The sequence below is a fragment of the Pseudomonas sp. BT76 TE3572 genome (assembly GCF_050435365.1).
GTDB lineage: Bacteria > Pseudomonadota > Gammaproteobacteria > Pseudomonadales > Pseudomonadaceae > Aquipseudomonas > Aquipseudomonas fluorescens_W.
Genome location: NZ_JBNDKE010000001.1, coordinates 4,518,384 through 4,542,631, shown reverse-complemented (window position 1 = coordinate 4,542,631; position 24,248 = coordinate 4,518,384). Strand labels below are relative to the sequence as shown.

Genomic DNA, 24,248 nt, shown 5'->3' with positions numbered 1-24,248 from the left:
ACCGCTGTGTCTGATTTTACGACTGCTTCGCAGCCGAACGCAGCCTCGCAGGCTCGGCAGCTGCTACAAATCGAGGACCAAAGGCTGCGACCCTTGCGCCGGAATCGCACAACAAATCAGCACGTGTCCGTCATCCGGCACTTCGGCTGGCGGCTGTGGATAATTCACCTGGCCGCTAATCAGCCGGGTCTTGCAGGTCCCGCAGGAACCGCCGCGGCAACTGAATTCCGGGCGCAGCCCACGGCTTTCCGCCAACTCCAGCAAACTGCCACCGTCGGGTTGCCAGCGGGCCTCTTTCGCCGAGCGCTGAAACACCACCGGCACCGAGGTCGTCGCCGCGGGCGGTTGCTCGATGATCACCGCGTCGGGGTCCGGCACCCGGCGCAAGGTCGAGGGACCGAAGGTTTCGGCGTGAATCCTTGCGTCACGGATGTCCAGTTCCCGCAGGCCGTCGTACAGCCCTTGGGTAAAACTGCCCGGACCACAGAGGACAAAATCCAGCTGATCGTAGTCCCCCACTTCAAGGAGGGTCTTGAGCAGCGCTGTGTCGATCCGCCCCGTCAGGTCGAAACCCTCACCCTCCAAGGCCCCGGCTTCCGGCTGACTCACCAGACGCAACACCCTGACCGCATCACCGGCGTCCTCGAGCAAGCGATCCAGCTCAGTACGAAACACTTGATCAGCCAGCGTGCGCGAACTCTGGAAGAACCAGGTCGGCCGGATGCGGCGGGTGCGCAAGCCTTGGTAAACCACTTCGCGCAGCATCGACAGCAGCGGCGTAATGCCGACACCGGCAGCCAAAAGCACCAGCGGCCGACGCTCATTAGGCGCCACGGTGAAATGCCCTTGAGGCGCACGGGCTTCCAACAGATCACCGACGCACACCTGTTCATGCAGGTGCGAAGACACCAAACCGTCACGCTTCACGCTGATGCGGAAAAAATCATCGGACGGCGCACTCGACAGGCTATACGTGCGGATATGCACCTCGCCGGCAATGTTGAAGCGCAGCGGCAAATGCTGCCCGGCCTGAAACACGGGCAACCCCGCCCCATCGGCAGGCTCCAGATAGATCGAGCGGATGTTGTGGCTTTCCTCTTTGATCCGCGCCACTCGCAGCGGCCGCCAACGATCGCCCAAGGCCTGGGCTTGCAGACGGGCGTTGGCTTGCTCCCAGTTACCGGTTAGCAAACTGGTGGGCGACACACCGTCGAAGCGCCACCGCAACGCAAGCGCGGCGGGGCGACGTACCACGCTTTCCACCTCGACTGTCCACAAGCGCTCGGCCCCTTGAAACGCCTCGACCTCTGGGCCTTCAAGAATGACTTCGGTGCGACCGCTGAGGTGCAACAGGTCTCCCGAATTGAAATCGATAAACAGCAAACCGGCCCGGGGATTGAGCAGCAGGTTGCCCAAGGTGTTGAAAAACAGATTGCCGGCGAAATCCGGAATGGTCAGGCGATTGCCTTCTACGTGTACGAAACCGGCCTGGCCGCCGCGGTGAGAAACGTCCACCGAGCGATGCCCATCAACGTCCACGTAACTGGCGACAAAGAACGTATCGGCTCCCGCGATCAGGGTTTTGGCCGCGTCATCCAGCCCGTTGAGGTGTTGCGCGATGCGAGTCGACGGATCCGCCAACGGCACCGAGCGAAACTGCCGCAATTGGATGTATTGCGGGCAATTGCCGAAGGACTGCTCCACTGTCACATCGAAGCCGCTTGCCGTCATCGCGCCGACTCGCCCATTGAGGCGGTTACGGCGACGGGTGTGCAGTTCGATCCCCAACAGGCCGATGGCTGCGCCCTCCGTCAATTGCGCCGGATCATCAGCGCCCGGCAGGCTGCTGAATTGCAGCGCACCCGGCGTGGGTGAATGAGCGAACCCCGGTGGCCCTTCAAGAATACTGGCCCAAGGATGACCGTCGGCGTCCACCGCGCCATACAGCATGAACGGCAGTTGCTCATAGAACGTGCGGTGCTGATCCGGCATCTCGCTGCGAATCACCTTACGACCGAGCACCTCCATTCGCTCGGCAATGCCCACATGAGCCTGCAATTGTTTCTCGCCGGCGTGCCAGGGTGAACGATCCACAACGACTTCTCCCCTGCGCCATCGGCGCAGTGTGAACGACCCGACAGTGTCGGGCCGTAAGCATCAGGCAGTTTTTTGCAGACCGGCAACGGTGCGCGGCATGCCGACAAACCCTGGCAACGCTTCGACCCGCGCAAGCCAGGCGCGGATGTTGGCGTAGTCCTCCAGCGACACGTTGCCTTCCGGCGCATGGGCGATGTAGCTGTAGGCCGAAACGTCGGCAATGGTTGGCTCGGCGCCAGCCAGATAGGGCGTTGCTGCCAGTTCCTGATCGATCACTTTGAGCAAGGTGTGGGAATAAGCGATCACTTCTTCAGCGTTGTAAGCCGCACCAAACACCGTGATCAGCCTCGCTCTGGCGGGGCCAAAGGCAATCGGCCCAGCGGCAATCGACAACCAGCGCTGAACCTTGGCCGCCCCGACCGGATCGGCTGGCAGCCAACGACCATCGCCATATTTTTGCGCCAAATAAACCAGAATCGCGTTGGAGTCGGCCAGTACAACGCCTTGATCATCGATGACCGGAATTTGACCAAAAGCGTTGAGCGCGAGGAAATCCGGCTGCTTGTGCGCGCCCTTCGGCAAGTCGACAAAGATCAGCTCGGTCGGCAGATGCAGCAGGGACAGCATCAGCTCTACACGATGAGCGTGGCCGGAACGAGGGAAGTTGTAGAGTTTGATCGCTTGCATGGTCGACTCCGCTGGGTGGTGGCGCTGTTGAACAGTGTTCAGCACCGATGGGGAGCTATCTTCCACCCGCCACCAAAACAACAGAATAACCAGCCAACGCAATCCATTATTTCACCGGGTGAAATAAACCATCACGCCTGCAAGGACGGATGCTCACGCAGCGCGCTCACTGCAAAATCCACAAAGCTGCGAATCCGCGCAGGGGCCTTGCGCCCGCCCTGATAGACCACATGAATAGGCAATGGCGGCAGTTCGAAGTCCGCCAGAACGATTTCCAGCTCACCGGAGGCGACTTTACTCGCGACCTGATAAGACAAAACCCGGGTCAACCCCAACCCCAGGCATGCCGCCGTAATGGCGGCCTGATTCGCCGTCACCACCAGGCGCGGCGAGGGTCGAACACTCAGCGGCTCTCCCCCTTCGAGGAACGGCCAGGTTCTCGACTGACCGATAGAGGACGTCGCAATAACCGGCGCCTGAACCAGATCCTGAGGATGTCGAGGTCGACCACGGGCCGTCAGAAAGTCCGGCGAGCCGCATACCACTCGCCGAACCTCACCCACCCGAATCGCGTGCTGGTTACTGTCGGGCAACTCACCAATCCGCACGGCGACATCGATACCCTCCTCGACCATGCTGACCACTCGATCGACCAGCAACCCATTGATGCTGACTTCAGGAAATTGCGTCAGATAATTCACCATCACTGGCGTGACAAACAACTCTCCAAACAACACCGGCGCGGTGATTGTCAGCTGCCCACGCGGTTGAGCGTGACTGCCCGCCGCCGAATCCTCGGCTTCCTGCACCTCGGCGAGAATCCTCCGACAGTCCTCCAGGTAACGCTGGCCCGCCTCGCTCAAATGTACACTGCGGGTGGTGCGCGTCAGCAGCAACGTGCCGATGCGTTTCTCCAGCGCAGCCACCGCGCGAGTCACGCTGGCTGCCGACAGGCCCAGACGCCGCGCCGCCGCCGAGAACCCTTGGTGTTGGGCGACGGCAGCGAAGACCTGCATTTCCTGGAATCGGTCCATGGGCATGTCCTCAATTCAGATAAAAAAAATCGCAACCGTAGGCTGCGATTTTTAATGTTTCTGGGTACCAACAATATAGTTTGACACAACCCCTCGCATAAATCGGGGTCTGTAGGATGATTCAGAGTAAAGACAACAGCAACATAGATTGACCCAGATGGGCTGCGCTTGAAATACAGGGACCGATTGCTCACAACATAGTTTGACACGAAGAGCTAGAAGTAAGCAGTCATGAAGGGAGAGCCCATAAGCTGCTGTCTTCAGCACAAGCTCAGTGCGATGTCTAAATCTGCGCGCAACCTACGGCCTGCTCCCGTAAGCACATAAACCGTGTTTTTCGTCTCAAATAAGCAGTCGTGGGTGAAGGAAACCTCCAACGTTGATCTGACCCAATCACCAGGTGCAAAACGGCCTTTACTATCTTGGATAACGGTCAATGCATAAACCAGGGCAGGGATAAGCCCTCTATCGGTGATGGCTGTTCGTTCGTCGGTGTCCACTACCAACCTGAATGGCGGTTCACCAAGCAAAGGAAAAATTCGCAGACTCAAGCTAGAACGAGGCATCACAGGGAAGTGGTGTCTGCGAAATCGATTCAAACCTGCCTCCTAATCCTGCATCAATTGCAGGTGGGACTGGCCCGAATATCTCCTATATTCACTATCTCGGAGGCCGAAGCGGTTCGGCACCCAGGAAGGAAATCTTCTCTATTCGCTCGTTCAGTCCAAAGGAAATGTGATGAGAGTAGCGATCTTGGATATCCAAAACTTCCGCGGTATCCGTGAAGGAAGCGTTCGCTTTAAAGACCATCCTGTGCTGATCGGGTCCAACAACACCGGGAAAACTACGGTGATAGAAGCTTTGACGCTTCTTCTAGGAAGGGAGCGGATGATCAGGGAACTCACCGAACACGATTTTTACGGTTCAGATCCCCAGCCTGCCGACCGAATAAAGCTTGTAGCCACAATCACAGATTTTCCTTCCGAAGACCCTTATCAGAATACCGATTGGTTTAGAGACGGCAGAGGCGTGCCTAAATGGCTGGACGAAGCCAACGGTACGATCAGCGCGGTTCGAACCGAGGAGGCATCGAAGCTATGCTGCCAAATTGGCGCTCAAGCTTATTTCGACCGCGACTCACTCTCGGTCGAGATGGTTCGTTACTTCCACGATCACGATAGCCCGATGGATCCCTTCGCCGACGACTCGCCCGTAGGCGTTCCTCCACGCCTCATAAAAGAGATTGGGTTTTATCTCGTACGAGCGAGCCGTACCTGGGACAAGGTTTTTTCATGGGGCAGTGAGCTATTCCGGCGCACGCTGCAAGCAGCCGCAGCCCAACCGTCCGAAGCGATTTTAGCTGAGCGCGATCGGCTCAGGCGCCCGGAAGCCCCCATCGAGAACGATGATCGAATTTCACCACTGATACAGAACGTCAACGCTGAGTTAGCGAGATGCATACCGAACGCGCCACATGTTCAACTGCGGGTGACGAGCACTGATAGCCGATCGCTTCTTGACTCTGTCGCTGCACATTTCGCTGTCGTCGGAGGACTGGGCGTACCCGCCGCCAGACAGGGCAGCGGCTTGGTTTCTCTGCAAGGTTTGTTACTACTACTGGAACTAGGTCGAGGACGTGCAGCCGCTGGTGAAGGATTTCTAATGGCCTTGGAGGAGCCCGAGCTTCACCTGCCCCCAGCAGGTCAGCAACAGCTGGTACAACGAGTGCAAGCACTCTCGACCCAAACCTTCATTACTACGCATTCCCCATTGATTGCTGCGGTATCAGATCCAACCTCTGTATTGATTCTCCGAAATGTCGACGGTCATCTCTCGGCCCTTCCTTTTTTATCAGAGCCCTTGCTACCAAATGCCCAGAATTGGAAGAGGAAGTTTTATCAGCAAAGTCGTGTGGACGTCCTGTCGGCTTTAATGCACCCGTGTGTATTGGTGCCTGAAGGCCGTGCTGATTTCTTGTTACTGAAAACGGTGCTACGACCCTTGATGTTGACCGAGGGTTGGTCCACGAGCATGCCATCTATGTTTGGACTGGAGGTCGGCGTCGTTCCAACTGAGGACGCCAAGGTGGTAGAGACGTTCCAGTTACTGTCAGCCACTCATCACAAGGTCTGCTGCTTGGTGGACGGCGACAGAGATGGTAAACGCTACATCACCAGCCTTCTGGCAGAACCCACTGCTCCCTCATCAATAATACGGTGGGCTGACGACGAGATGATCGAAGACGCCATCGGCTGGATTTTGGCTGCGGATGAAGACGACGTTGTTGGGAGGCTTTGGGAGTTGACGGAGGTTGCCCCCTCGACTGTGTCCGACATCGTCACCCACTTAAAAAATAAAAAAGTGGACGTGATCTGCTACGAGTCGGTGGCAGACGCGATAGTTAACTCACCTCTCTGCCGTGCCAGAGCAGCAGAGTTGTTCAGCTGTTTGGCTATGGCGTGCGCGGGAACTGCTAGTGCACATTTCGTCGAAGACCCAGAGGGTGTCTGGGTATTCCAACCATGACAATTCAATCTTTTTCAGGCGCGGCAGGCTGTGGAAAAACTCATCAGTTGATGGCAAACCTAGCCACGAGATTAGAAAGACATCCTCTACAGGCGTTTCAGAAAGTTTTGGCGTTAACCTTTATGCATGGGTCGCGCCGTCGCTTGGACGATCGGCTGGGCGGTGTTGCGCTTCTGCGCCGACAGTACGAGTGCACAACAATCGATGGATTCGCTTGGCGAATCGTCAGCAGATGGCAAGCACTAATAACCCAATTAGAGATGGGGCATCCAAGAGTCAATGATTATGAAGCGGTATGTCAGGTCGCCGCGGATCTCCTTTCTCACGATATCGTTGTCCGCTGGATCGCCGCGACGTATCCCATTGTGGTCGTGGATGAAGCACAAGATCTCACGCCAAACCGACTGCGGATAGTGCAGGCAATGGCTCCCCATGTGGACCTTCTAATTGCTGCAGATGAGTTTCAATGTCTCATCGAGGAGCTACGTCCTAATCCAGCCTGCGATTGGTTAACTGCTGTTGGCCACGACGCACTTCTTCAGCAGCCTTGGCGCACCTCAGATCGTAATCTCCTTGCCGCCGCCGGTGCTATCCGATCAGCACAGGCTCCAGCATCAAATGGGCTCTTTAAGATTTTCCACACACCCACACCAGCTCTCGCCGCTTCTTACGTTTCTAATGGCATTGGTTGGAATAGAGGGGGGAATCGGGTCGCGATTATCACCCCAACAATGGGGCAATTTGCCCACGGTATCCTCACGTGGGTCGCCACCCGAACAACAGGCAGAGGAAACGGCCCCTACAACATAATTCTGGAAGAGTCAGAGTCCAAGCTTGCCGACACATTCGTTAACGATCTGGCTTTGCCGGATCAAGCCACATTGGCGGAAGCTTTCGCATTGATGGCGGAAAAACCTGCACCGATTGCTCAAGACTTCGTGCGTTGGCTAGAGAAACAGCGTCGGACTAAGGGAAGGACTCATGTCCTTCGCGAAGAAATGGAGGACACAATACGGCACTCATTTTCAAACCAACGACGTCTAAGCTCACGAGATGGGCCAGGTATTCGAGCGCTAACCGTTCATGGAGCAAAAAACAGAGAATTTGATCTAGTAATTGTTCTTTGGCCTGCGGCAATTCGTGGAAATGACGAGCAGCAGAGACGGCTACTTTACAATGCCGTTACCAGAGCAAAGCACCAGTGTCTGGTACTAGTACAACTCCCGAGAGCAATGACACTTCCTCCTTTCTCCGTTCGAGAGGAGTTAGCTTTAAACGAGAACTAGCCCCTAGCACTACGTAACTTTAGGTGAGGTTGAGACAAAACGATTAGCTGCCGCAATGTCAGCAGCACCAGGACGAGTTTTATGAGTCGAGCTTTGAGGTATCTCAAATTCGTCTGCCTTAGTCCACCGAACTCCGAGTCCGCGAACCAGATAGCGGTTCGTTCTAGAAAAATCAGATGCCTCTGAAAAGTCACCCTGTCTGAATGAAATCATTCTCAGATCGTACAATCGAGTAATGGCGTCCGCGATGTGGTGTCTCTTAACACCGGTAATCAGCGCTAACCGGTCATAGGACAGCATAGCGATGCCACCTCGATTTGAGTCCCTGTAGGCAAGTAAGGCTACGTACACCTTTAATGCCGACAATGACGCTCTGCTGAAGTTGAACTCAGTAAGCATGAGAATTTTCGCGCCAGACGAGCCATCGTAGAGCCAGCGTTTCGGGATCTTCGCCCAGCTTTTACTTTCAAGCCAGCCGCAAATCAGGATGCTCGACCCCTTCCTGAGGGCCTGTGCTTTTCGCTGAATAAGCCCCTCTACTTCTAGTCGCGTCAACGCCTTCGCAACAGTTGGCCGAGACAAGCCAGTGAGCCGAATCAGCTCCTCATAAGTCACGCTCGCATTTCCAGTTATGAAATCTGCTCGACAGCACAGCGCTAGGTAAAGCTTGAGCGAGGAAATGCATGCGTTTCTTGCGGACTTATCCTCCTTCAACCACATCGGCTTTACCGAATAGGACTCATCCGCAAAGTTGACTAGCTCGCCTGCACGTATCCAATCGACAGGCATTTTGGCCCATTCAGACACGGGACGACCCATTTCGACTTCGCTCATTTCGACCTCCACGCATGCATCAGCAAACCAGCACTCAGAAGCAAGATACAGCACAACGCTAGCTTCAACGGATCAGCCGAGAGCGCTCTATCAATCACAAACAGGACGGAATTCATTGCCTGGAACCTCAAAAAAAATGGCTACAGGAGAAACGTTATCGCCAAGCGCAGTTGCTATCTAGATAGAGGCGCCCATCAGAATCTTCATAACTATCTGTTAAATATGAAGATACTGGCAAAACTATTAGTTAATTTGAGATAAGCTTGAGACGCGGTTTTTTGCCTGTTTTTTGATCAATTTGAACTCAATTTTAAATTCCAATGCGCTCCAGCGCGTCCTATCGAACGAGCACATGTGCAGTGAAACCAGCTGACTTATGAGCACTCACTGTTGCAACGGCTCAACATAGGCTAAGTGCTATATCGAGATCTGTACGAAGCCTTCGACCGAACCCCATCAATACATAAATCGTATTCTTCGTCTCAAACAGACACCCATGAGTGAAAGAAACCGCCAAAGTTGTTCGAACCCAATCGCCAGGTGGGAAGCGGCCTTTGCTATCTTGGATAACGGTCAAAGCGTAAACCAGAGCAGGGATTAACCCTCTATCGGTGATGGCTTTTCTCTGACGGGTTGTAACTTCGATGTCCAATATTGCCCAATCAGCGACAAGACAGCAGGCACGGGAAGGGAAGTGCAGATTGGCCAGGGCCACAGCATCTGGGTTGGCGAGTTGGCACCCGCTTGTTTTCTCCCCTGCAGAAAGCAGTGAAGTAAACCCTGCCAAATTCATTCGTTCCTCCGGCCAATCAAAAAACCGATTCGAATGAGAAGCATCCTTCAGCATAGCTCCCGGCGAATCGCCTAGTATCGATGGCGACGAATAGCAGCTAGGTCATCTCACATCTCGTTCCTCTACTCTCCCTTTATCTCACTGAACGGGATGATTTCTATTGGCGGCGCCACCGTACAAAGTGGTTTGCGCCAATAACCCACGCTATGCCATTGGCCGTGCTTGAACCCTACTTCGGGGTAGGTGCCGATGTGGGTGAACCCGAGCGCTTCATGGATGCCTATGCTTCCCGCGTTGGGTAAGGCGATGCCGGCATAGGCTGCGTGAAACCCCTGTTTCTCTAGGACTGGTAGAAGCTGCTGATAAAGGGCACGACCAACCCCTTTTCGGTGCACTGATGGGTCGACATACACGGTGACATCCACCGACCAACGATAGGCTTCCCTGGCTCGATGCTGGCTGGCATAAGCGTATCCAACGACCTTGGCGTCCATCTCTGCTACCAGATAGGGATACGTTGGCAGTGTTGCGGCTATTCGTGCTGCCATCTCTTCGACAGTCGGTGGCGTCAGCTCAAACGAGATGACGGTTTCCAGAACCATTGGTGCATAGATAGCTTGGATGGCAGAGGCATGAGCGGGTGTAGCAACCCTCACTTTATAATTCATGTCTTTCCTTCCTGCCCCTTAAAGTACCGCGTTCGAAGGGCTGAAACACCTAAGGCTCAGCCCTTCAGAATGTCGCGATAGAACCGTAAACTTTGCCTCAAACTGGCTCACCGCACCCACGAACCGTTCACTGAATTGGTAGCTTCTGCTCGTGGAGACCAGGCTGTGGGATATCCACGACGACCTCTTTACCACCGAGAACCTTCGCCAGGAACAGCGCCGTCAGCCCACCGAAAAACTGCGCAATGATAAACGGCGCTACGTCTGATATCCGTATCCCCGAGAACGTATCGGTGAACCCGCGAGCAATCGTCACCGCTGGATTCGCAAAGCTCGTAGAGGACGTGAACCAGTAGGCTGCGACAACATACGCGGCAACCACCTGAGGCACTTTTGCTTTGTGATATTTATCGCACAGCAGAATTGTCAGCACCAATCCCGACGTTGCCAGGTACTCACTGAACCACTGCGACGGCCCGGTGCGAACATGATGGGAGAACTCTGCGTAATTGCATGGACTTGACCACCCGTTTGCATTCGACTTGACCAGCACGCGCCGTAGTGACGACCGGCAGAGAACGGCCAATAGCAGACGTTCGACTTCGTCCGCTTTCGACCTTTACCTGCAAAGCATGGCTTGGAGGTTTCCTTTCCCTGCAGTCCATTAGCCTTTGACTGGTCAGCTGACTTGCTAATTGTTACCACGATACACTCGCCAATGCGTCAGGCTGGTGGTCAGTGCTACCAGTAACAGCGCGGCGAGATAAACCCAGCTGGTGTCTAGCAGGCCGAAAACTCCGACTCCGAATCCGGCCATGACAGGAGGGAGGCTCAACGACAAATAACAGGCCACAAAAATCGCCGCGAAGAGCTCTGCTCGCTCATGTTCTTCGGCGAGTGGCGCCAGCGTTTGCAGAACCGCCGAGAATCCCGCTCCAGATCCCACTCCCGCAATTAGCGTGCCGATGAAAAATACTACGACCCCTCCTCCCAACAGAGACATGATCAGGACACTCAGCCCAACGACCATGGCTATAGCGCCCACTGCAGCGCAAAGAGAGAGCGTGAGGAAACGGCCCAAAACTGCTGCTGCAATGGCTGCGGGACCGCACAACGCAGCCACTGTCAGACCGTTGAGTCCGGCGCTGTTCACGTTGAATATTCCATAAAGAATCGAGGGCGCCAGTGACATGTACAGGCCGCACAGCGCCCAGATGGCTAGCAACAGCGGTATGCTTCGAACGTAAGCAGTCTGGGCCCTGGCATTCACCGAAATACGAGGCTTCAACGATCCCAAAGCACCGGCACGCCGAGTCGCCGTTTCCGGGACCGTCGCAACACCCACCGCCGCAATCGAGAAAATGAACGCCAGCACCGCGAATACCATCACCTCCGGTCGCCCGATCCAGTACATAGACAATCCTGTGATTAACGATCCTGTGGCCAATCCTGCTAACGGAGCGATGCTGCTGAACAGTACCCCTGCCTTCTTTTGGCCGACAGGTGCTGCCTCGACCACAGCCGCCGACAATGCACCACTGGCAATTCCCGTCGCCAACCCTTGGAAACAACGCGCCACAATAAGTTGATTTATATCACCGGCATACACGAAAAGAATCATCGCCAGGGTCTGCAAACCAAGCGCGCCGATAACCACCGAACGTCGACCGATATGGTCCGACAACGACCCGGCGCTGAGTAGAGCGACCAACAGCGCGATGGCGTACACCGAGAACGCAACGGTCAGCATCGCGGAGGAGAATCCCCATTCACGCTGAAACACCACGAACAGAGGCGAAGGTGTGCTCGCAGCAAAGAAGAATGCGAACAGCACCATGGCCAATAACGGGAAGGCGAAAGCATCTGCCCGGCGAGCTGTCTCTCCTGTTGGGGAATTACCTCTATCCGACATGCCAATCTCCTGATGCCTCATTGCCCGGCAAAGACCTGAATAATGCGTTGGGCGATGTCGCGATGCTCTTCCTCCAGCGCAAAATGCCCGGTGTTGTAATGGTGGATCTGAGCCCCGAGTACGAACTCCTTGATGGCATCGGCACCTCGCGGCGTAAAAATCGGGTCGCCATCTCCCCAGACCACCAACGTGGTGGGTTGAGCCTTTCGCAAGTAAGCTTGCCATTGCGGGTACAACGCGAGGTTTGATCCGATATCGAGCTGCAGATCCGTCATGGCTCGCCGTTTCTCAGGATCGCTGAGCGCAAAGGCATCGTTTGCCCACGCGTCAGGATTAAGGTCATCGGGATTGCGAGCACCGTGCTGATAAAGAAACAGGTCAGTCGCCAGAACAACCCGCGCCTGGGCGGCTGAACGTTTCTCAGGCGTTTGCGGACCAACGTTTGCCTGAATCGCTTTCAACCTCGCGGGCTCCCATCCATCCAGCGTAATCGGCGTGTTCTGGATGACCAGTCCCCGCACCCACCGTGGATTACGTGTCGCCAGACGCATTCCGACAGGGCCGCCAAAGTCCTGCATGAAGATCACCGCGCTTTTAATTCCTAACTCCCGAACCAACTCTTCCATCGATTGACCTAACGCGTCGAAGGTAAGCGGCGTCAAGGGTGCTGCGTTGGGGACGGCGCTGTTTCCCATACCGAGGTAATCAGGGGCCAGCACGTGAAAATACGGTGCTAGCTCAGGGATCAGGTCGCGAAACATGTGCGAAGACGACGGAAAACCATGAAGCAGCAGAATGGTTGGTTTATGAGGATCGCCGGCCTCCCGATAAAACAGATTGTTGCCAGCGACCGTGATGAACCGGTAGTGAATATCGGCTGCCGTCGCATGGCCGCCCCAAGCGAGCATCAGTCCGAGCGTCAAACATCTTGCACTTGCAGTGAAGCCGTGACGGCGCATAGCGCGCTCCTCTCGTGATGGACGTATTTACGGATGAGCATGTGGCCGCCTGATCAACACCACAGAAGCTCCAGTGTCCCTAGTTCGCAAGAAAATTCAGGGGAATCGGTGATCCACTCTTAGAGGTTTGGATCCAGCACAATGACGCCTTGCACTTCCCTTCGCTCCAATAAGGCGTGCGCCAGCCCCGTTTCGCTGAGGGGTAACGTCGCGCCGATGACTGGTCTGATCACTCCGCCTGAAACGCCATCAGCGAGGAATTGCAAAGCCTCGCAAATCAACGTTGGGCGCTGGAAGAACGTCGGCAGGTACACGCCGGCCAAGGTTTGCGCTTTGGCCATCAACCGACGAGGCGCCAATGCCTCGCCTGGCCCCCTTGTGGAGCCCACCACCACACAACGCCCCAGCATTGCGAGACACTCAAAGTTCTGATCGAACACTTCGCCGCCGATGGTTTCGAGAATCACATCAACTCCACGCCCCTCGGTCAGTTCAAGCACCCGCTCCGGCCATTGGGGAGTGTCGTAGCTAATGGCATAGTCGGCCCCGAGGCTGCGTACAAATGCGCGTCGACTTTCAGTGCTGGCCGTACCGAAAACTGTCTGTGCGCCCATGGCTTTAGCGATCTGCACAGCCAGACTGCCAACCCCCCCGGCGGCACCTTGAATCAAAACGCTTTCACCTGACTGTAAATGCGCGCATGTGCGTAGAGCGAGGAACGCAGTCACTCCCTGACAAGGTAAACCCGCCATGGCGACGTCGTTCGCCGACTCATCCAGCATTACCAGCATGTCAGCACGGGCAATAGCCTGTTGTGCGTATGCGCCTTTAGACATCAAGGCCATGACCTTGCGCCCGACAACGGCAGGGTCAACGCCCGCCCCTGTTTCCGAAACGCGTCCGACCACCTGAAGTCCGGCTACATGCGGCAGCGTGACACCACCAACGCGTGTTTCGGGCCGGTTATACATGCCCAACCGTTCACGAATATCTGGAAAATTCACCCCGATCGCAGAGGTGTCTATCAATACCTCTCCGGGCCCCGGTATGGGCGTTGGCAAGTCGACGTACTCGAGTACTTCGGGGCCGCCGAAGCTACGGAACTGAATCGCTTTCATAATCTGAGATCCTGGATTCTTCGCTCGTCAGATCTGTAGACGCAGGCCTGACTTGGAGCCTAATCGGTGGTGCGGCATGTGCTGTCGAGCAAATCGTCAGTGCATTGTTTCGATTACTTCACCCCATTGAGAAACAGCGTGGCGTGTTTCAAAAACAGATCCGGGTATTGATAGATCGCGCCATGGTTTGAATCCGGGTAGATCACCAGCTGGGCGTTGGGCAAAGTCTGCTGCAGGGTCACGTCATTGGCCGTGTAGAAGACAATGTCCTGGCTGCCGGCGACTACCATCGTCGGTTGCTTGATGCCTTTCAGGTAGTCGTTGGCGTTGTCGGCCGGCGCTCCCCAGCCAGCGATGGCGGTTGCTTGCGCTGGTGCCGTCTTGCTATCGACGTCGACATCGCGATTGACCTTGCGTGCACGCAGACGGGTAAGGAACTCACGTCCGGCGGCCTGGCTTTCTGCGGTTTGGGTGAAAAACACGTCCAACAGCAGCTCATCCGGTATGTCGCGTTTTTTCGCCAGGTAGCCTTGGAACTCCGGCGTCAGCGAAGCCATGCCTACACCACCACGAGGTGAGGAGCCGACCAGAATCAGACGACGTACCAGTTCCGGATGATCAAGCGTCACTTGCTGGGCGATCAGACTACCCATGGAAAAGCCAAGTAAATCAGCCTTGTTTACACCCAGCCGCTGGAGCAGCCCGGTGGCGTATTTGGCCATGCCCTGGATATTATTCGGCACTTCACCGCTTGAGCTGGCGACGCCGGCATTGTCGAAAAGTATGACTTCGCGATCACGGGCAAAACCGTCGATGACTTTCGGGTCCCAACTGTCGAGGTTGCCGACGAAATGCTGGAGAAACACCAGCGGTACGCCACCGGCTTTGCCAAATCGGCGGTAAGCCAGGCGCGCACCATCCACTTCGACGAATCGGGTCGGCGCGGTTTGATGGGTGTAGCTGGAAGTCACTTTGGGCTCTGCCGGGGTGGCGCTGGCATGAACCGCCAGTGTCGAGCAGGTAGTCGCCAGCGCGACGAGGGCGAAGGTACGGCGCAACGCCCACCGGGTGTTGAATACGGTCATAGAGATGTACCTGATAAAGACGGTGGGTGTAAGGTCCGCCCCGGACGGGTTGGCGACGGGGCGGAGCAGGATCAAGCGGGACTTTTCACGCTCGGGCGTTGCTGCACCTTGGTTTGCCAGGCAAGGAGCGCGGTGCACTCTTCGGGAATGGCGATAGAAGCGAACCCGGCGAACACAAGCCCCGCAAGTACGGTGATGTCGGCCATGGAAAATTGCTCCCCGGCGATATAGGGCTGGCTGCGTAGGACCTGATCGAAGTAGTGCATTCCAGCGACCGCTTTGTCGCGTTGACGGTTGCCCCAATCGAAACGGCCTTCCCATTCAGGACTCTTGTATGGCTGCAGAGCGGCACCGAGCCCCGGCGTGGCGTGGTGGAAGTAAAACCCGACCGGATCCGCTAGTTCGGACTCCGCGCGCTTTTGCATCATGTGGATGATGGCCTTTTCCTTCGGCGTCTTGCCGGTGAGAATCGGGTTGCCGTCCAGATTGTCCAGATACTCGGTGATTGCGGTACATTCAGAAATGTTGGTCCCGTCATCCAGTTGCAGAACTGGGACGGTACCCAGCGGGTTGATCGCTAGGAATGCGGGTTGCTTGTGTTCCGCTGCGGGCAGGTCGATCTTGATAAACTCTATTTGCGAGCCCAGGCCTTTTTCGGCCAGAACAATACGAATGCGCAGCGGGTTAGGAAAACCAGGAATATCAAAAATCTTCATACGAGCTCCATAACTATCTATCTACCTATCGATAGGTATAAGCTACGACAAGAACATTTCCACTGTCAACGTCTATCTATCGATAGAAAGGTAAAGTTGTGACGACGGATACGCGAGAAACGATCATGGCGGTTGCCCGAAAAATGGTGCAGACCCGAGGCTACAACGGCTTGAGCTTTCGTGAACTGGCCAAAGAGGTCGGCATCAAGAGCGCGAGCATTCACTACCACTTCCCTACCAAGGGTGACTTGGGTGCGGCTTTGGCCAAACGTTACACCGAGGATGGTCTTCAGTACCTTGAAGGTTTACGAGGCCATTCCGAAGATTTAAATGTTTGGATGAAGGGTTACACCGACGTATTTCGCATGGCACTGGTCAACGACAATCGCATGTGCCTGTGCGGGATCATGTCCGCCGAATACGATGACTTACCTCCAGAGGTGAGGACAGAGGTTGACGGCTTCACCGAACTGAATGTGCGCTGGCTGACGGAAGTGTTGTCTGTTTGCCGGCCACAGTTGAGCCTCGAGGAACGACAGCAGCAGGCGCTGGCGATCTATGCGGCGGTGGAGGGCGCTCAGTTGATCGCTCGGGGGCGTGATGACATCAGCGTTTATGACAAGACAATCGAGACGTATCGCTCGGCAGGCCTATTACCTTAAGGTGCCGCAGTTCTCGACACACCTTAACTGTGGAGTCCAGACCAGCAGCGATGGGCGAGCAATCGCTGCTGGAACCACAATGACGAACGATCAGATGAGGCAAACGCTGCACCCTCTCTGAACCGCTTCTGATCTAACGCCAGAGATTCCGCCAAGGGGTTTCGATCGGTCTATCAATAAATGCTCGCGACCCTGCCATCACCGCTGTCCCAACCTCCCCCCAACGCTTTGTAAATCGCGACTATTCCCCGGTACTCATCAATTTCACCCAGTGCTTGAGCGTCCTCGGCGTTCAGCCGTTCACGCTGTGCATCCAGCAGCACCAGATAATCCACCGTGCCTTCCTTGTACTGGATAGCCGCCAGGTCTGCCGCCGCACGGCTCGACTCACTCTGCTTGATCAACGACAGCAACCGCTGCTGGCGTTTTCCGTAATCGCTGAAGGCGTTTTCCGACTCTTCCAGCGCCAGCAGTACTTGTTGTTCATAAGTGGCCAAGGCGCCTTCGGCATTGGCGTCGACACCCCGAAGGCGCGCCCGTACGCTGCCCAGGTCAAAGGCCGCCCAGGTAATGCTCGGTCCCAAGCCCCAGGCTCTGGCCGCGCTGGAGCCAATCTGCGAACCACGGCCGGCGGTGAAACCGAGGAATCCGCTCAAGCTCACCCTTGGAAACAGGTCTGCGGTGGCCACGCCAATATCTGCTGTAGCGGAAGCCAGCCTGCGCTCGGCGGCTAGCACATCGGGACGCCGGCGCAACAACTCGGAGGGATCACCGATCGGCAGTGCTTTGGCGATAGCGGGCAACTCGGCGGGGTTCAACGACACGCTCAATGTATCCGGGCGCTCACCCAAGAGTGTTGCGATGCGGTTTTTCTGCCGTACCTGCTCCGCTTGCAGTTGCGGAACAGTCGCTTCGACAGCCGCCAAACGTGCGTCGGCACGCACCACGTCGAGCTCGTTGCCCACGCCCGCGTCGCGCAGGCTGACCGTCACGTTGCGCGAGTCTTGCTGATTCTTCAAATTCGCCAAGGCAATTTCTTCCCGCAGCTGCGCGCCGCGTAATTGGCCGTAGGCATCCACCAGCTCGGCAATCATCGTGACGCGAAGCTGATACAAGTCTGCCGCCGCAGCATCTTCCTGGGCGTTACTGGATTCCAGTTGGCGCTGGATCCGGCCGAAGAGATCTACTTCCCACGCCATGTCTAGGCCCAGATCGTAACGCTCGATATTAACTCGTCTGTCGGTCTGGCCCGGCACTTGGGACTTGCCCTGCTGACTGCTGACGCGGCTAGTGACGACCGGCAAATTGTCGTTGCTGATGTCGTCACGAATCGCACGGGCCGCTTTCCAGCGGGCAAACGCGACGCGCAAGTCGCGGTTGCCTTCCAGAGATTTACTCACCAACTGGTTCAGCGTGGGGTCATCAAACTGCTGCCACCACACCGTTTCAAAACGCGATTGATCATAGTGGCCGGCTTGCGCCGACTCTATGTTGGCAGGCGCGGTGTCGGGCGTTTTGTAGTCGGGGCCCACCGTGCAGGCGGCGAGCGCGACGACCAGAAGGCTGGGTAAAAAAAGCTTCAGGGTGTTCATGAATGTGCCTCCTGATTGAGTGCGTTTGCCTGATCGGCCTTGGTGACGCTGCGCGCATTTTTGCGCTCGATGTAGCGACGGATCAGAACGAAGAACACGGGCGTCAGCAGCAACCCGAAGAAGGTCACACCGAGCATTCCGGAGAACACCGCGACACCCATCGCACGACGCATCTCCGAGCCGGCACCAGTGGATGTCACCAATGGAATCACACCCATGATGAAGGCGAAGGACGTCATCAGAATCGGCCGCAGACGCATGCGGCAGGCTTCCAGCACCGCCTCCAACGGCGACATGCCCTGGTCTTGTTTGTCCTTGGCGAACTCGACGATCAGAATCGCGTTCTTGCAGGCCAGGCCGACCAGCACGATCAAGCCGATCTGGGTGAAGATGTTGTTGTCGCCCTTGGAAATGATCACTCCGGCAATCGCCGACAGCAGGGTCATCGGCACGATCAGAATCACTGCCAATGGCAGGCTCCAGCTTTCATACAGCGCAGCCAAAACCAGGAACGCCAACAGCACGCAAAGCGGGAACACAAGCAAAGCCGTGTTGCCCGACAAGATCTGCTGGTAGGTCAGGTCAGTCCACTCGTACGTCATGCCGTTGGGCAATTCTGCCTTCAGCAGTTTTTCAATGGCGGCCTGTGCCTGGCCGGAGCTGTAGCCGGGTGCTGCACTGCCGTTGATTTCTGCGGTGAGAAAACCGTTGTAGTGCGAGACCCGGTCAGGGCCTGATGTCGGGCTGACCTTGACGAACGTGGCTAGCGGGATCATCTCGCCGCGATCATTGCGCACCTTCAACTGGCCGATCTGTTGCGGTTCCTGGCGGAACTGTTGCTCGGCTTGTACGTTGACCTGATAAGTCCGGCCGAAACGGTTGAAGTCATTGGCGTACAGCGAGCCCAGGTAGACCTGCAAGGTGTCGAAGATGTCGTTGATCTTCACGCCGTGGGTCTTGGCTTTCTCCCGATCGATCGCCGCTTCGACCTGCGGCACGTTGACGGTGTAGCTGGTGAACAGGTTGGCCAGCTCTGGAACAATGCGGCTCTTGCCGATGATGTTCATGGTCTCTTTGTATAGCTCGTCATACCCGAGGTTGCCACGGTCTTCGATCTGCAAACGGAAGCCGCCGATGGTACCGAGGCCCTGCACCGGTGGTGGCGGGAAGACGGCGATATAGGCGTCCTGAATTCCACCGAACTTGGCGTTGAGCGAGGCGGAAATCGCCCCGGCGGACAGCCCCGAGTCCTTGCGCTCATCGAAGGGACGCAAGCCGATGAAGGCGATGCCGGCGTTCGGGCTGTTGGTAAAACCGTTAATCGACAGGCCCGGAAAAGCCACGGCGCTGTCGAAACCCGGCTCGTTCATGGCGATGGTGCTCATGCGTCGGATCACCGATTCCGTGCGATCGAGACTCGCGGCATCCGGCAGTTGCGCGAAGGTCACCAGGTACTTTTTGTCCTGGGTCGGCACAAAGCCGGTCGGCGTGGTGCTGAAACCCATGTAGGTCATGGCGATCAGGCCAGCGTAGATCAACAACGCGACACTACTGCCGCGCACGATTTTCGCCACCGCAACCACATAACCATGGCTGGCCTTTTCGAAGAAGCGGTTGAATGGCTTGAACACCCAGCCACCGAGCAAGCGGTCGAGCACTTTGGAAAAGCGGTCTTTCGGCGCGCCATGGGCCTTGAGCAATACCGCGGCCAACGCCGGTGACAAGGTCAGCGAGTTGAACGCCGAGATCACCGTGGAAATGGCAATGGTCAACGCGAACTGTTTATAAAACTGCCCCGTCAGGCCCGAGATGAAAGCCGCTGGCACGAACACCGCGCACAGCACCAGCGCCGTGGCGATGATCGGTCCGGTCACTTCGCCCATGGCTTTCTTGGTCGCCTCGACCGGTTCCAGCCCGGACTCGATGTTTCGTTCGACGTTCTCCACCACCACAATTGCATCGTCGACCACGATGCCGATGGCCAACACCAAACCGAACAACGACAGCGCATTGAGCGAGAAGCCGAGCAAGTGCATCACGGCAAACGTACCGATCAGCGACACCGGCACGGCCACCAGCGGAATGATCGAGGCGCGCCAGGTTTGCAGGAACAGAATCACCACCAGCACCACGAGGATCAGTGCTTCGAACAGCGTGTGCACCACCGCTTCAATCGAACTGCGGACGAAGATGGTCGGGTCGTAGACGATCTCGAAATCCATGCCTTCCGGGAAGTTTTTCTTCAGCTCGGCCATCTTCGCTCGCACCTGGTCGGAGATGTCGATGGCGTTGGAACCCGGACGCTGGAAGATCGGCATCGCCACCGCTTCCTGGTTATTGAGCAAGGCGCGCAAGGCGTATTGATTGGAACCCAGTTCGATCCGGGCAATGTCCTTCAGGCGCGTGATTTCGCCTTTCGGGCCGCTTCGGATGATCACGTTTTCAAACTCTTCTTCGCTGACCAATCGCCCCTGCGAGTTGATCGACATCTGAAAGCTCGTGGCATTCGGCGCAGGAGGCGAACCCAGTTGCCCGGCAGCGACCTGACGGTTCTGTTCGCGCACCGCATTGACCACATCGATGGCGGTCAGATTGCGTGACGCGGTTTGATCCGGATCAAGCCAGATACGCAGCGAGTAATCGCCCATGCCGAACAGCTGAACATCACCGATACCGTTCAAACGCGCCAGCTCATCCTTGACGTTAAGGATCGCGTAGTTGGACAGGTAAAGCATGTCGTAACGCTTGTCCGGCGACACTAGATGCACGAGTAATGTCAGCTCGGGTGAAGCTTTGTCGACGGTGATACCGATGCGTGTCACTTCCTCGGGCAGCTTCGGTTCGGTGCGGGTCACACGGTTCTGCACCTGCACCTGGGCGTTGTCCAGGTCGGTGCCCAAGGCGAATGTCACGGTGAGGGTGAGCCGGCCGTCAGCTGTGGATTGCGAGGACATATACAGCATGTTCTCGACGCCGGTGATGGCTTGCTCAAGTGGCGCGGCAACCGTTTCGCCAATGACCTTGGGGTTGGCGCCTGGGTAGTTGGCGTGGACCACCACGGTTGGTGGCACCACTTCCGGGTATTCGCTGATCGGCAACTGGAACAGCGAGATGGCGCCGGCGATCAGGATCAGCAGCGACAGCACGGCGGCGAAAATTGGCCGCGTGATGAAGAACTGGGAGAACTTCATGTCAGTGCTCCTTATCCGCGAGGTGCAGCGGCAGATTCAGCTTTCACCAGCGCAGGCGATTTAGCTGAAGCAGGTTGATTGGCGGCTTCGATCGCCTGACGCTGGCGGGCCAGTGTGGCGACCGTTTCCGGGCTGGCCATCGGCGCGTCCTGTGGATCGATCAACGCACCGGGACGAACGCGCTGTAAGCCGTTGATGACGATGCGATCCTCTTTCTGCAAGCCGTTGCGCACGATGCGCAAGCCTTCCAGTTTCGGCCCCAGATCGACGCTGCGATAAACCGCTTTGTTGTCCTGGTCGACCACCAGTACGAATTTCTTGCCGAGGTCGGTGCCCACCGCCTCGTCTTTGATCAACAGACCGGGATAGGCAGCGCTGCCCACCAGTTTTAAGCGCGCATACAGACCAGGGGTGTACTGATCGTCGGCGTTATCAAAAACCGCGCGGCCTCGGATGGTGCCGGTTTTCGGGTTTACCTGGTTGTCGACAAAGTTCATGTGCCCAAGGTGCGTGTTGCCATCCTCGTTCGACAGGCCCATATACACCGGTGTGGTCTGGCCGCGCTGGCCCTGGCGGGAAAGCAGGCTGTACTTGAGGAACATGCGTTCGTCCGCATCAAAGTAGGCGTAGACCTTGTCGGTGGAGACCACGCTGGTCAGCGCGGTGGTGTCGGCGGTGACGATGTTGCCGGCGGTGATTTCCGCGCGGCTGACGCGACCGGTGATGGGCGCCGTGACGCGGGTGAAGCTGAGATTCAAACGCGCCAGATCCAGCTGCGCCTGAATCGCATCGACACCGGACCGGGCTTCCTGCGCGGTGGTCGTGCGAGTGTCGGCGAGCTCGGCGGAGATCGCGTTGCTGCCTAACAGACGCTGGCCGCGCTGCGCTTCGTTGCCAGTGCGGACCAGAGTGGCGCGTGCCTGTTGCAGCTGCGCCTCGATGCGATGCACTTCATGTTCGAACGGACGCGGATCGATCTGGAACAGCAAATCGCCCTTCTTCACCAGCACACCATCGGTAAAAGCAACGCGTTCGATCTGGCCCGACACCCGTGGGCGAACCTCTACGGTTTCTGGTGCTTCCAGGCGAGCAGTGACTTCATCCCACTCGGTAATGGGTTGCTCAAGCACTTTCGCGACGGTGACGTGCGGCGCCCCGGGAGCCTGCGCGGCATCGGGTGTGCGTTCACACGCGGCAAGCGCTACCAGCGCCAACGCAGCAAGGGGATAACGCAAAGGTTTGAGTGACTGTTCCATGGGTTGTGTCCGCCAGACAGTTTGGGAATTTGCGGATTCTCGGCCTCGCGCGAGGTCACGACGAATCGAAGGGAGTGAAGTTGGCTATCATCAATAATGATGGTCGTCATGTTTAATGACAAAAAAAGGGATCAGCCCGGTTAAACCCTGGTGTCGGTGATTGCAGTACACACGCAATCCAACGCCGGCCCGAGCGTCTGTGCAGCACGCAATGCTCGTGAGGTGGGCACCATTCGACGACCGATGCGCTCGAACAGAGGGTCGTTGAACAACCTGCGTAAACGCACCAGCGCAGCGCTGACCGCTGGCTGACCAAGAGATAATTTTTCAGCGGCGCGGGTAAGGTTGCGCTCCTGAATAAGCGCTTCGAACACCACCAGCAGATTCAGATCGATACAGCGCAGATCATTCCGTTTCATGGGGCCGGTCCACCGGGGAGTTATTGACTTGAGCTAAAGCCATGGGATCCGCGAGACTTCTGCAGATGCCTATACAGCCATTGCAGCAACTTTATATGACGAATATCATGAAAGCCAGCCCATCTACATCGTTATGTCCAGGCGATGCCAACCTGGCCACAGGAGCAATTTCATGAAAGTGACGAAAGACCAGGCCGCTGCCAACAAAGAAGCCATCCTTACTGCAGCGTCACGGCTGTATCGGGAAAAAGGCATCGACGGAATTGGTATCGGTGAGCTCTCGCGCTCGGTTGGCCTGACCCATGGCGGGTTCTACGGACAGTTTCCGGGTGGCAAGGAACAGCTCGCGTCAGAAGCGGTCAGCCGGACATTCGAGTCCAATATTCAGGATTGGCAAAATGCCAAATCTATTCCCGAGCTCGTCAAGACGTATCTGACACAAGCGCATCTGGATAACTGGACCGAGGGTTGTCCCATTCCTGCATTGGGTGCGGATGTCGCGCGTACCGGTGGCACCGTCAGCAGCTCCTTCACCAGAGGCGTCGAGCATTTGATTGACACCCTGATGGCGTTGGTCGAAGGCGAAAATCATGAAGAGAAGTACCAAGAGTCACTACGCGTCCTGTCATCGATCGCGGGGGCGATGCTAATTGCCAGAGCGCTAGATAGCCCCGAACTGTCTGAGCAGTTTCTACAATCGGTCATTAATGCCTGGCCTGTCACTCCCACAAAAAAAGAGCGGGCTGCTAAGCGCCGCTGAAAGGATGAAGACTGACTTACTGTTAGCAAGGGCTTCGCTAATCCGAATATGTGTGGAACGCCCCCCCTTTCATTTCTACTCGACGATGGCAGGTCTTACGCTTGCTTTAATTGGGGCATGTACTTGGCAAGTTGAGCAGGATCAGTTATCGGTGGGTTAAGCCTCGTGTTGATGGCTGAACCACCTATGAACCGCTCGAAGACTTTCCAGCCGTGTTCAGTTCGACGCAAGCGATCCATCATTGGCGAGTAGAGCCAGATGGCAGGCAAATCATCGGGGCTATCGATGGCTTGGCCATCTCCCAGTATCGCTGCCGACTCTGGGGTGGCGTAGCGCACAAGCAAATTCTGATAGCGCACCACCACACCGTCTTCATCGACATCGACAATGTGATTGGTAGCGTGTCGGCTGACCCCAGGAATCAGATACGGATAGTCCTTCTTGAAGAACTGGCGAATCTCATCGTGGCCACGAATGGTGCCATGGAAGTGGTACGCGACGGCGTCCGGTAGAAAAGCATCGACCATTGCCTCCACATCCCAAGTCTCGAACCACCAATTGAGCCTGTTCACGAAGTCGATCGCACTGATTCGCTCCGCTGGATCGACAGCGCTCTGGGACGGAACTCTTGGAAAAGCTTTCATGAGTACTTC

General features: G+C 56.5%; 22 protein-coding genes. 4 read left to right on the top strand and 18 right to left on the bottom strand.

Annotated elements, in window-relative coordinates; translation table 11 throughout:
* Positions 1-63 precede the first annotated feature (63 nt).
* The 4 genes from ABH912_RS20565 to ABH912_RS20550 form a co-directional block, all read right to left on the bottom strand.
* On the bottom strand, positions 64-2,094 hold the full coding sequence (locus ABH912_RS20565; protein WP_429511508.1) for a pyridoxamine 5'-phosphate oxidase family protein: 2,031 nt from the start codon (positions 2,092-2,094) through the stop codon (positions 64-66).
* Positions 2,095-2,157: 63 nt separating this feature from the next.
* A complete protein-coding gene (locus ABH912_RS20560; protein WP_033059670.1) occupies positions 2,158-2,784 on the bottom strand; it encodes a glutathione S-transferase family protein in 627 nt (208 codons plus the stop codon).
* Between the two features lie 131 nt (positions 2,785-2,915).
* The gene (locus tag ABH912_RS20555; RefSeq protein WP_429511507.1) at positions 2,916-3,818 is read right to left on the bottom strand and encodes a LysR family transcriptional regulator; all 903 of its coding nucleotides are present in this window, start codon (positions 3,816-3,818) and stop codon (positions 2,916-2,918) included.
* A gap of 260 nt (positions 3,819-4,078) precedes the next feature.
* Positions 4,079-4,384: a DUF6957 family protein gene (locus ABH912_RS20550; protein WP_429513133.1), complete on the bottom strand. Its 306-nt coding sequence runs from the start codon at positions 4,382-4,384 to the stop codon at positions 4,079-4,081.
* 172 nt (positions 4,385-4,556) lie between these two features.
* On the opposite strand from ABH912_RS20550, the gene ABH912_RS20545 reads away from it, so the two are divergent.
* Both ABH912_RS20545 and ABH912_RS20540 read left to right on the top strand, forming a co-directional pair.
* Entirely contained in the window at positions 4,557-6,344 is a 1,788-nt protein-coding gene (locus ABH912_RS20545; RefSeq protein WP_429511506.1) for an ATP-dependent nuclease, read from the top strand.
* Positions 6,341-7,630, top strand: coding sequence for an ATP-binding domain-containing protein (locus tag ABH912_RS20540; protein WP_429511505.1), 1,290 nt, complete (start codon positions 6,341-6,343; stop codon positions 7,628-7,630). Before ABH912_RS20545 ends, ABH912_RS20540 begins: the two co-directional genes overlap by 4 nt.
* A gap of 9 nt (positions 7,631-7,639) precedes the next feature.
* Here the strand turns inward: ABH912_RS20540 and ABH912_RS20535 are convergent, their stop codons facing one another.
* The 9 genes from ABH912_RS20535 to ABH912_RS20495 all read right to left on the bottom strand — a co-directional run bounded on the left by ABH912_RS20535 (position 7,640) and on the right by ABH912_RS20495 (position 15,715).
* A complete protein-coding gene (locus ABH912_RS20535; RefSeq protein ID WP_429511504.1) occupies positions 7,640-8,464 on the bottom strand; it encodes a MarR family transcriptional regulator in 825 nt (274 codons plus the stop codon).
* Positions 8,465-8,864: 400 nt separating this feature from the next.
* The gene (locus ABH912_RS20530) at positions 8,865-9,311 is read right to left on the bottom strand and encodes a DUF6957 family protein (protein ID WP_429511503.1); all 447 of its coding nucleotides are present in this window, start codon (positions 9,309-9,311) and stop codon (positions 8,865-8,867) included.
* Positions 9,312-9,379: 68 nt separating this feature from the next.
* The gene (locus ABH912_RS20525) at positions 9,380-9,925 is read right to left on the bottom strand and encodes an arsinothricin resistance N-acetyltransferase ArsN1 family B (RefSeq protein ID WP_429511502.1); all 546 of its coding nucleotides are present in this window, start codon (positions 9,923-9,925) and stop codon (positions 9,380-9,382) included.
* Between the two features lie 127 nt (positions 9,926-10,052).
* A complete protein-coding gene (locus tag ABH912_RS20520) occupies positions 10,053-10,358 on the bottom strand; it encodes a hypothetical protein (RefSeq protein ID WP_429511501.1) in 306 nt (101 codons plus the stop codon).
* A gap of 258 nt (positions 10,359-10,616) precedes the next feature.
* Positions 10,617-11,837, bottom strand: coding sequence for an MFS transporter (locus ABH912_RS20515; RefSeq protein WP_429511500.1), 1,221 nt, complete (start codon positions 11,835-11,837; stop codon positions 10,617-10,619).
* A 17-nt stretch (positions 11,838-11,854) separates the two neighbouring features.
* Positions 11,855-12,796: an alpha/beta fold hydrolase gene (locus ABH912_RS20510; RefSeq protein WP_429511499.1), complete on the bottom strand. Its 942-nt coding sequence runs from the start codon at positions 12,794-12,796 to the stop codon at positions 11,855-11,857.
* Between the two features lie 119 nt (positions 12,797-12,915).
* On the bottom strand, positions 12,916-13,914 hold the full coding sequence (locus ABH912_RS20505; RefSeq protein WP_429511498.1) for a quinone oxidoreductase family protein: 999 nt from the start codon (positions 13,912-13,914) through the stop codon (positions 12,916-12,918).
* 113 nt (positions 13,915-14,027) lie between these two features.
* Positions 14,028-14,999 (bottom strand): alpha/beta fold hydrolase, encoded by a 972-nt coding sequence (locus ABH912_RS20500; RefSeq protein WP_429511497.1) that lies wholly within the window; start codon positions 14,997-14,999, stop codon positions 14,028-14,030.
* Positions 15,000-15,070: 71 nt separating this feature from the next.
* Entirely contained in the window at positions 15,071-15,715 is a 645-nt protein-coding gene (locus ABH912_RS20495; protein WP_017846004.1) for a glutathione S-transferase, read from the bottom strand.
* Positions 15,716-15,813: 98 nt separating this feature from the next.
* Between ABH912_RS20495 and ABH912_RS20490 the strand changes: the two genes are divergently transcribed.
* On the top strand, positions 15,814-16,377 hold the full coding sequence (locus ABH912_RS20490) for a TetR/AcrR family transcriptional regulator (protein ID WP_017846005.1): 564 nt from the start codon (positions 15,814-15,816) through the stop codon (positions 16,375-16,377).
* A gap of 173 nt (positions 16,378-16,550) precedes the next feature.
* Here ABH912_RS20490 and ABH912_RS20485 read toward each other — a convergent pair whose 3' ends face one another.
* The 4 genes from ABH912_RS20485 to ABH912_RS20470 all read right to left on the bottom strand — a co-directional run bounded on the left by ABH912_RS20485 (position 16,551) and on the right by ABH912_RS20470 (position 22,835).
* Positions 16,551-17,969 (bottom strand): efflux transporter outer membrane subunit, encoded by a 1,419-nt coding sequence (locus tag ABH912_RS20485; RefSeq protein ID WP_017846006.1) that lies wholly within the window; start codon positions 17,967-17,969, stop codon positions 16,551-16,553.
* Positions 17,966-21,160, bottom strand: a complete 3,195-nt coding sequence (locus tag ABH912_RS20480) for an efflux RND transporter permease subunit (RefSeq protein WP_429511496.1) — start codon at positions 21,158-21,160, stop codon at positions 17,966-17,968. The genes ABH912_RS20485 and ABH912_RS20480 overlap by 4 nt, the downstream gene beginning before the upstream one ends.
* Before the next feature lie 11 nt (positions 21,161-21,171).
* Positions 21,172-22,416 (bottom strand): multidrug efflux RND transporter periplasmic adaptor subunit MexE, encoded by a 1,245-nt coding sequence (mexE, locus tag ABH912_RS20475; protein ID WP_429511495.1) that lies wholly within the window; start codon positions 22,414-22,416, stop codon positions 21,172-21,174.
* A gap of 140 nt (positions 22,417-22,556) precedes the next feature.
* Positions 22,557-22,835, bottom strand: coding sequence for a LysR family transcriptional regulator (locus ABH912_RS20470; RefSeq protein ID WP_017846009.1), 279 nt, complete (start codon positions 22,833-22,835; stop codon positions 22,557-22,559).
* Positions 22,836-23,007: 172 nt separating this feature from the next.
* Between ABH912_RS20470 and ABH912_RS20465 the strand changes: the two genes are divergently transcribed.
* Positions 23,008-23,595 (top strand): TetR/AcrR family transcriptional regulator, encoded by a 588-nt coding sequence (locus ABH912_RS20465; protein ID WP_056855752.1) that lies wholly within the window; start codon positions 23,008-23,010, stop codon positions 23,593-23,595.
* Between the two features lie 95 nt (positions 23,596-23,690).
* Here the strand turns inward: ABH912_RS20465 and ABH912_RS20460 are convergent, their stop codons facing one another.
* On the bottom strand, positions 23,691-24,239 hold the full coding sequence (locus ABH912_RS20460; protein ID WP_017846011.1) for a nuclear transport factor 2 family protein: 549 nt from the start codon (positions 24,237-24,239) through the stop codon (positions 23,691-23,693).
* Positions 24,240-24,248: the final 9 nt, after the last annotated feature.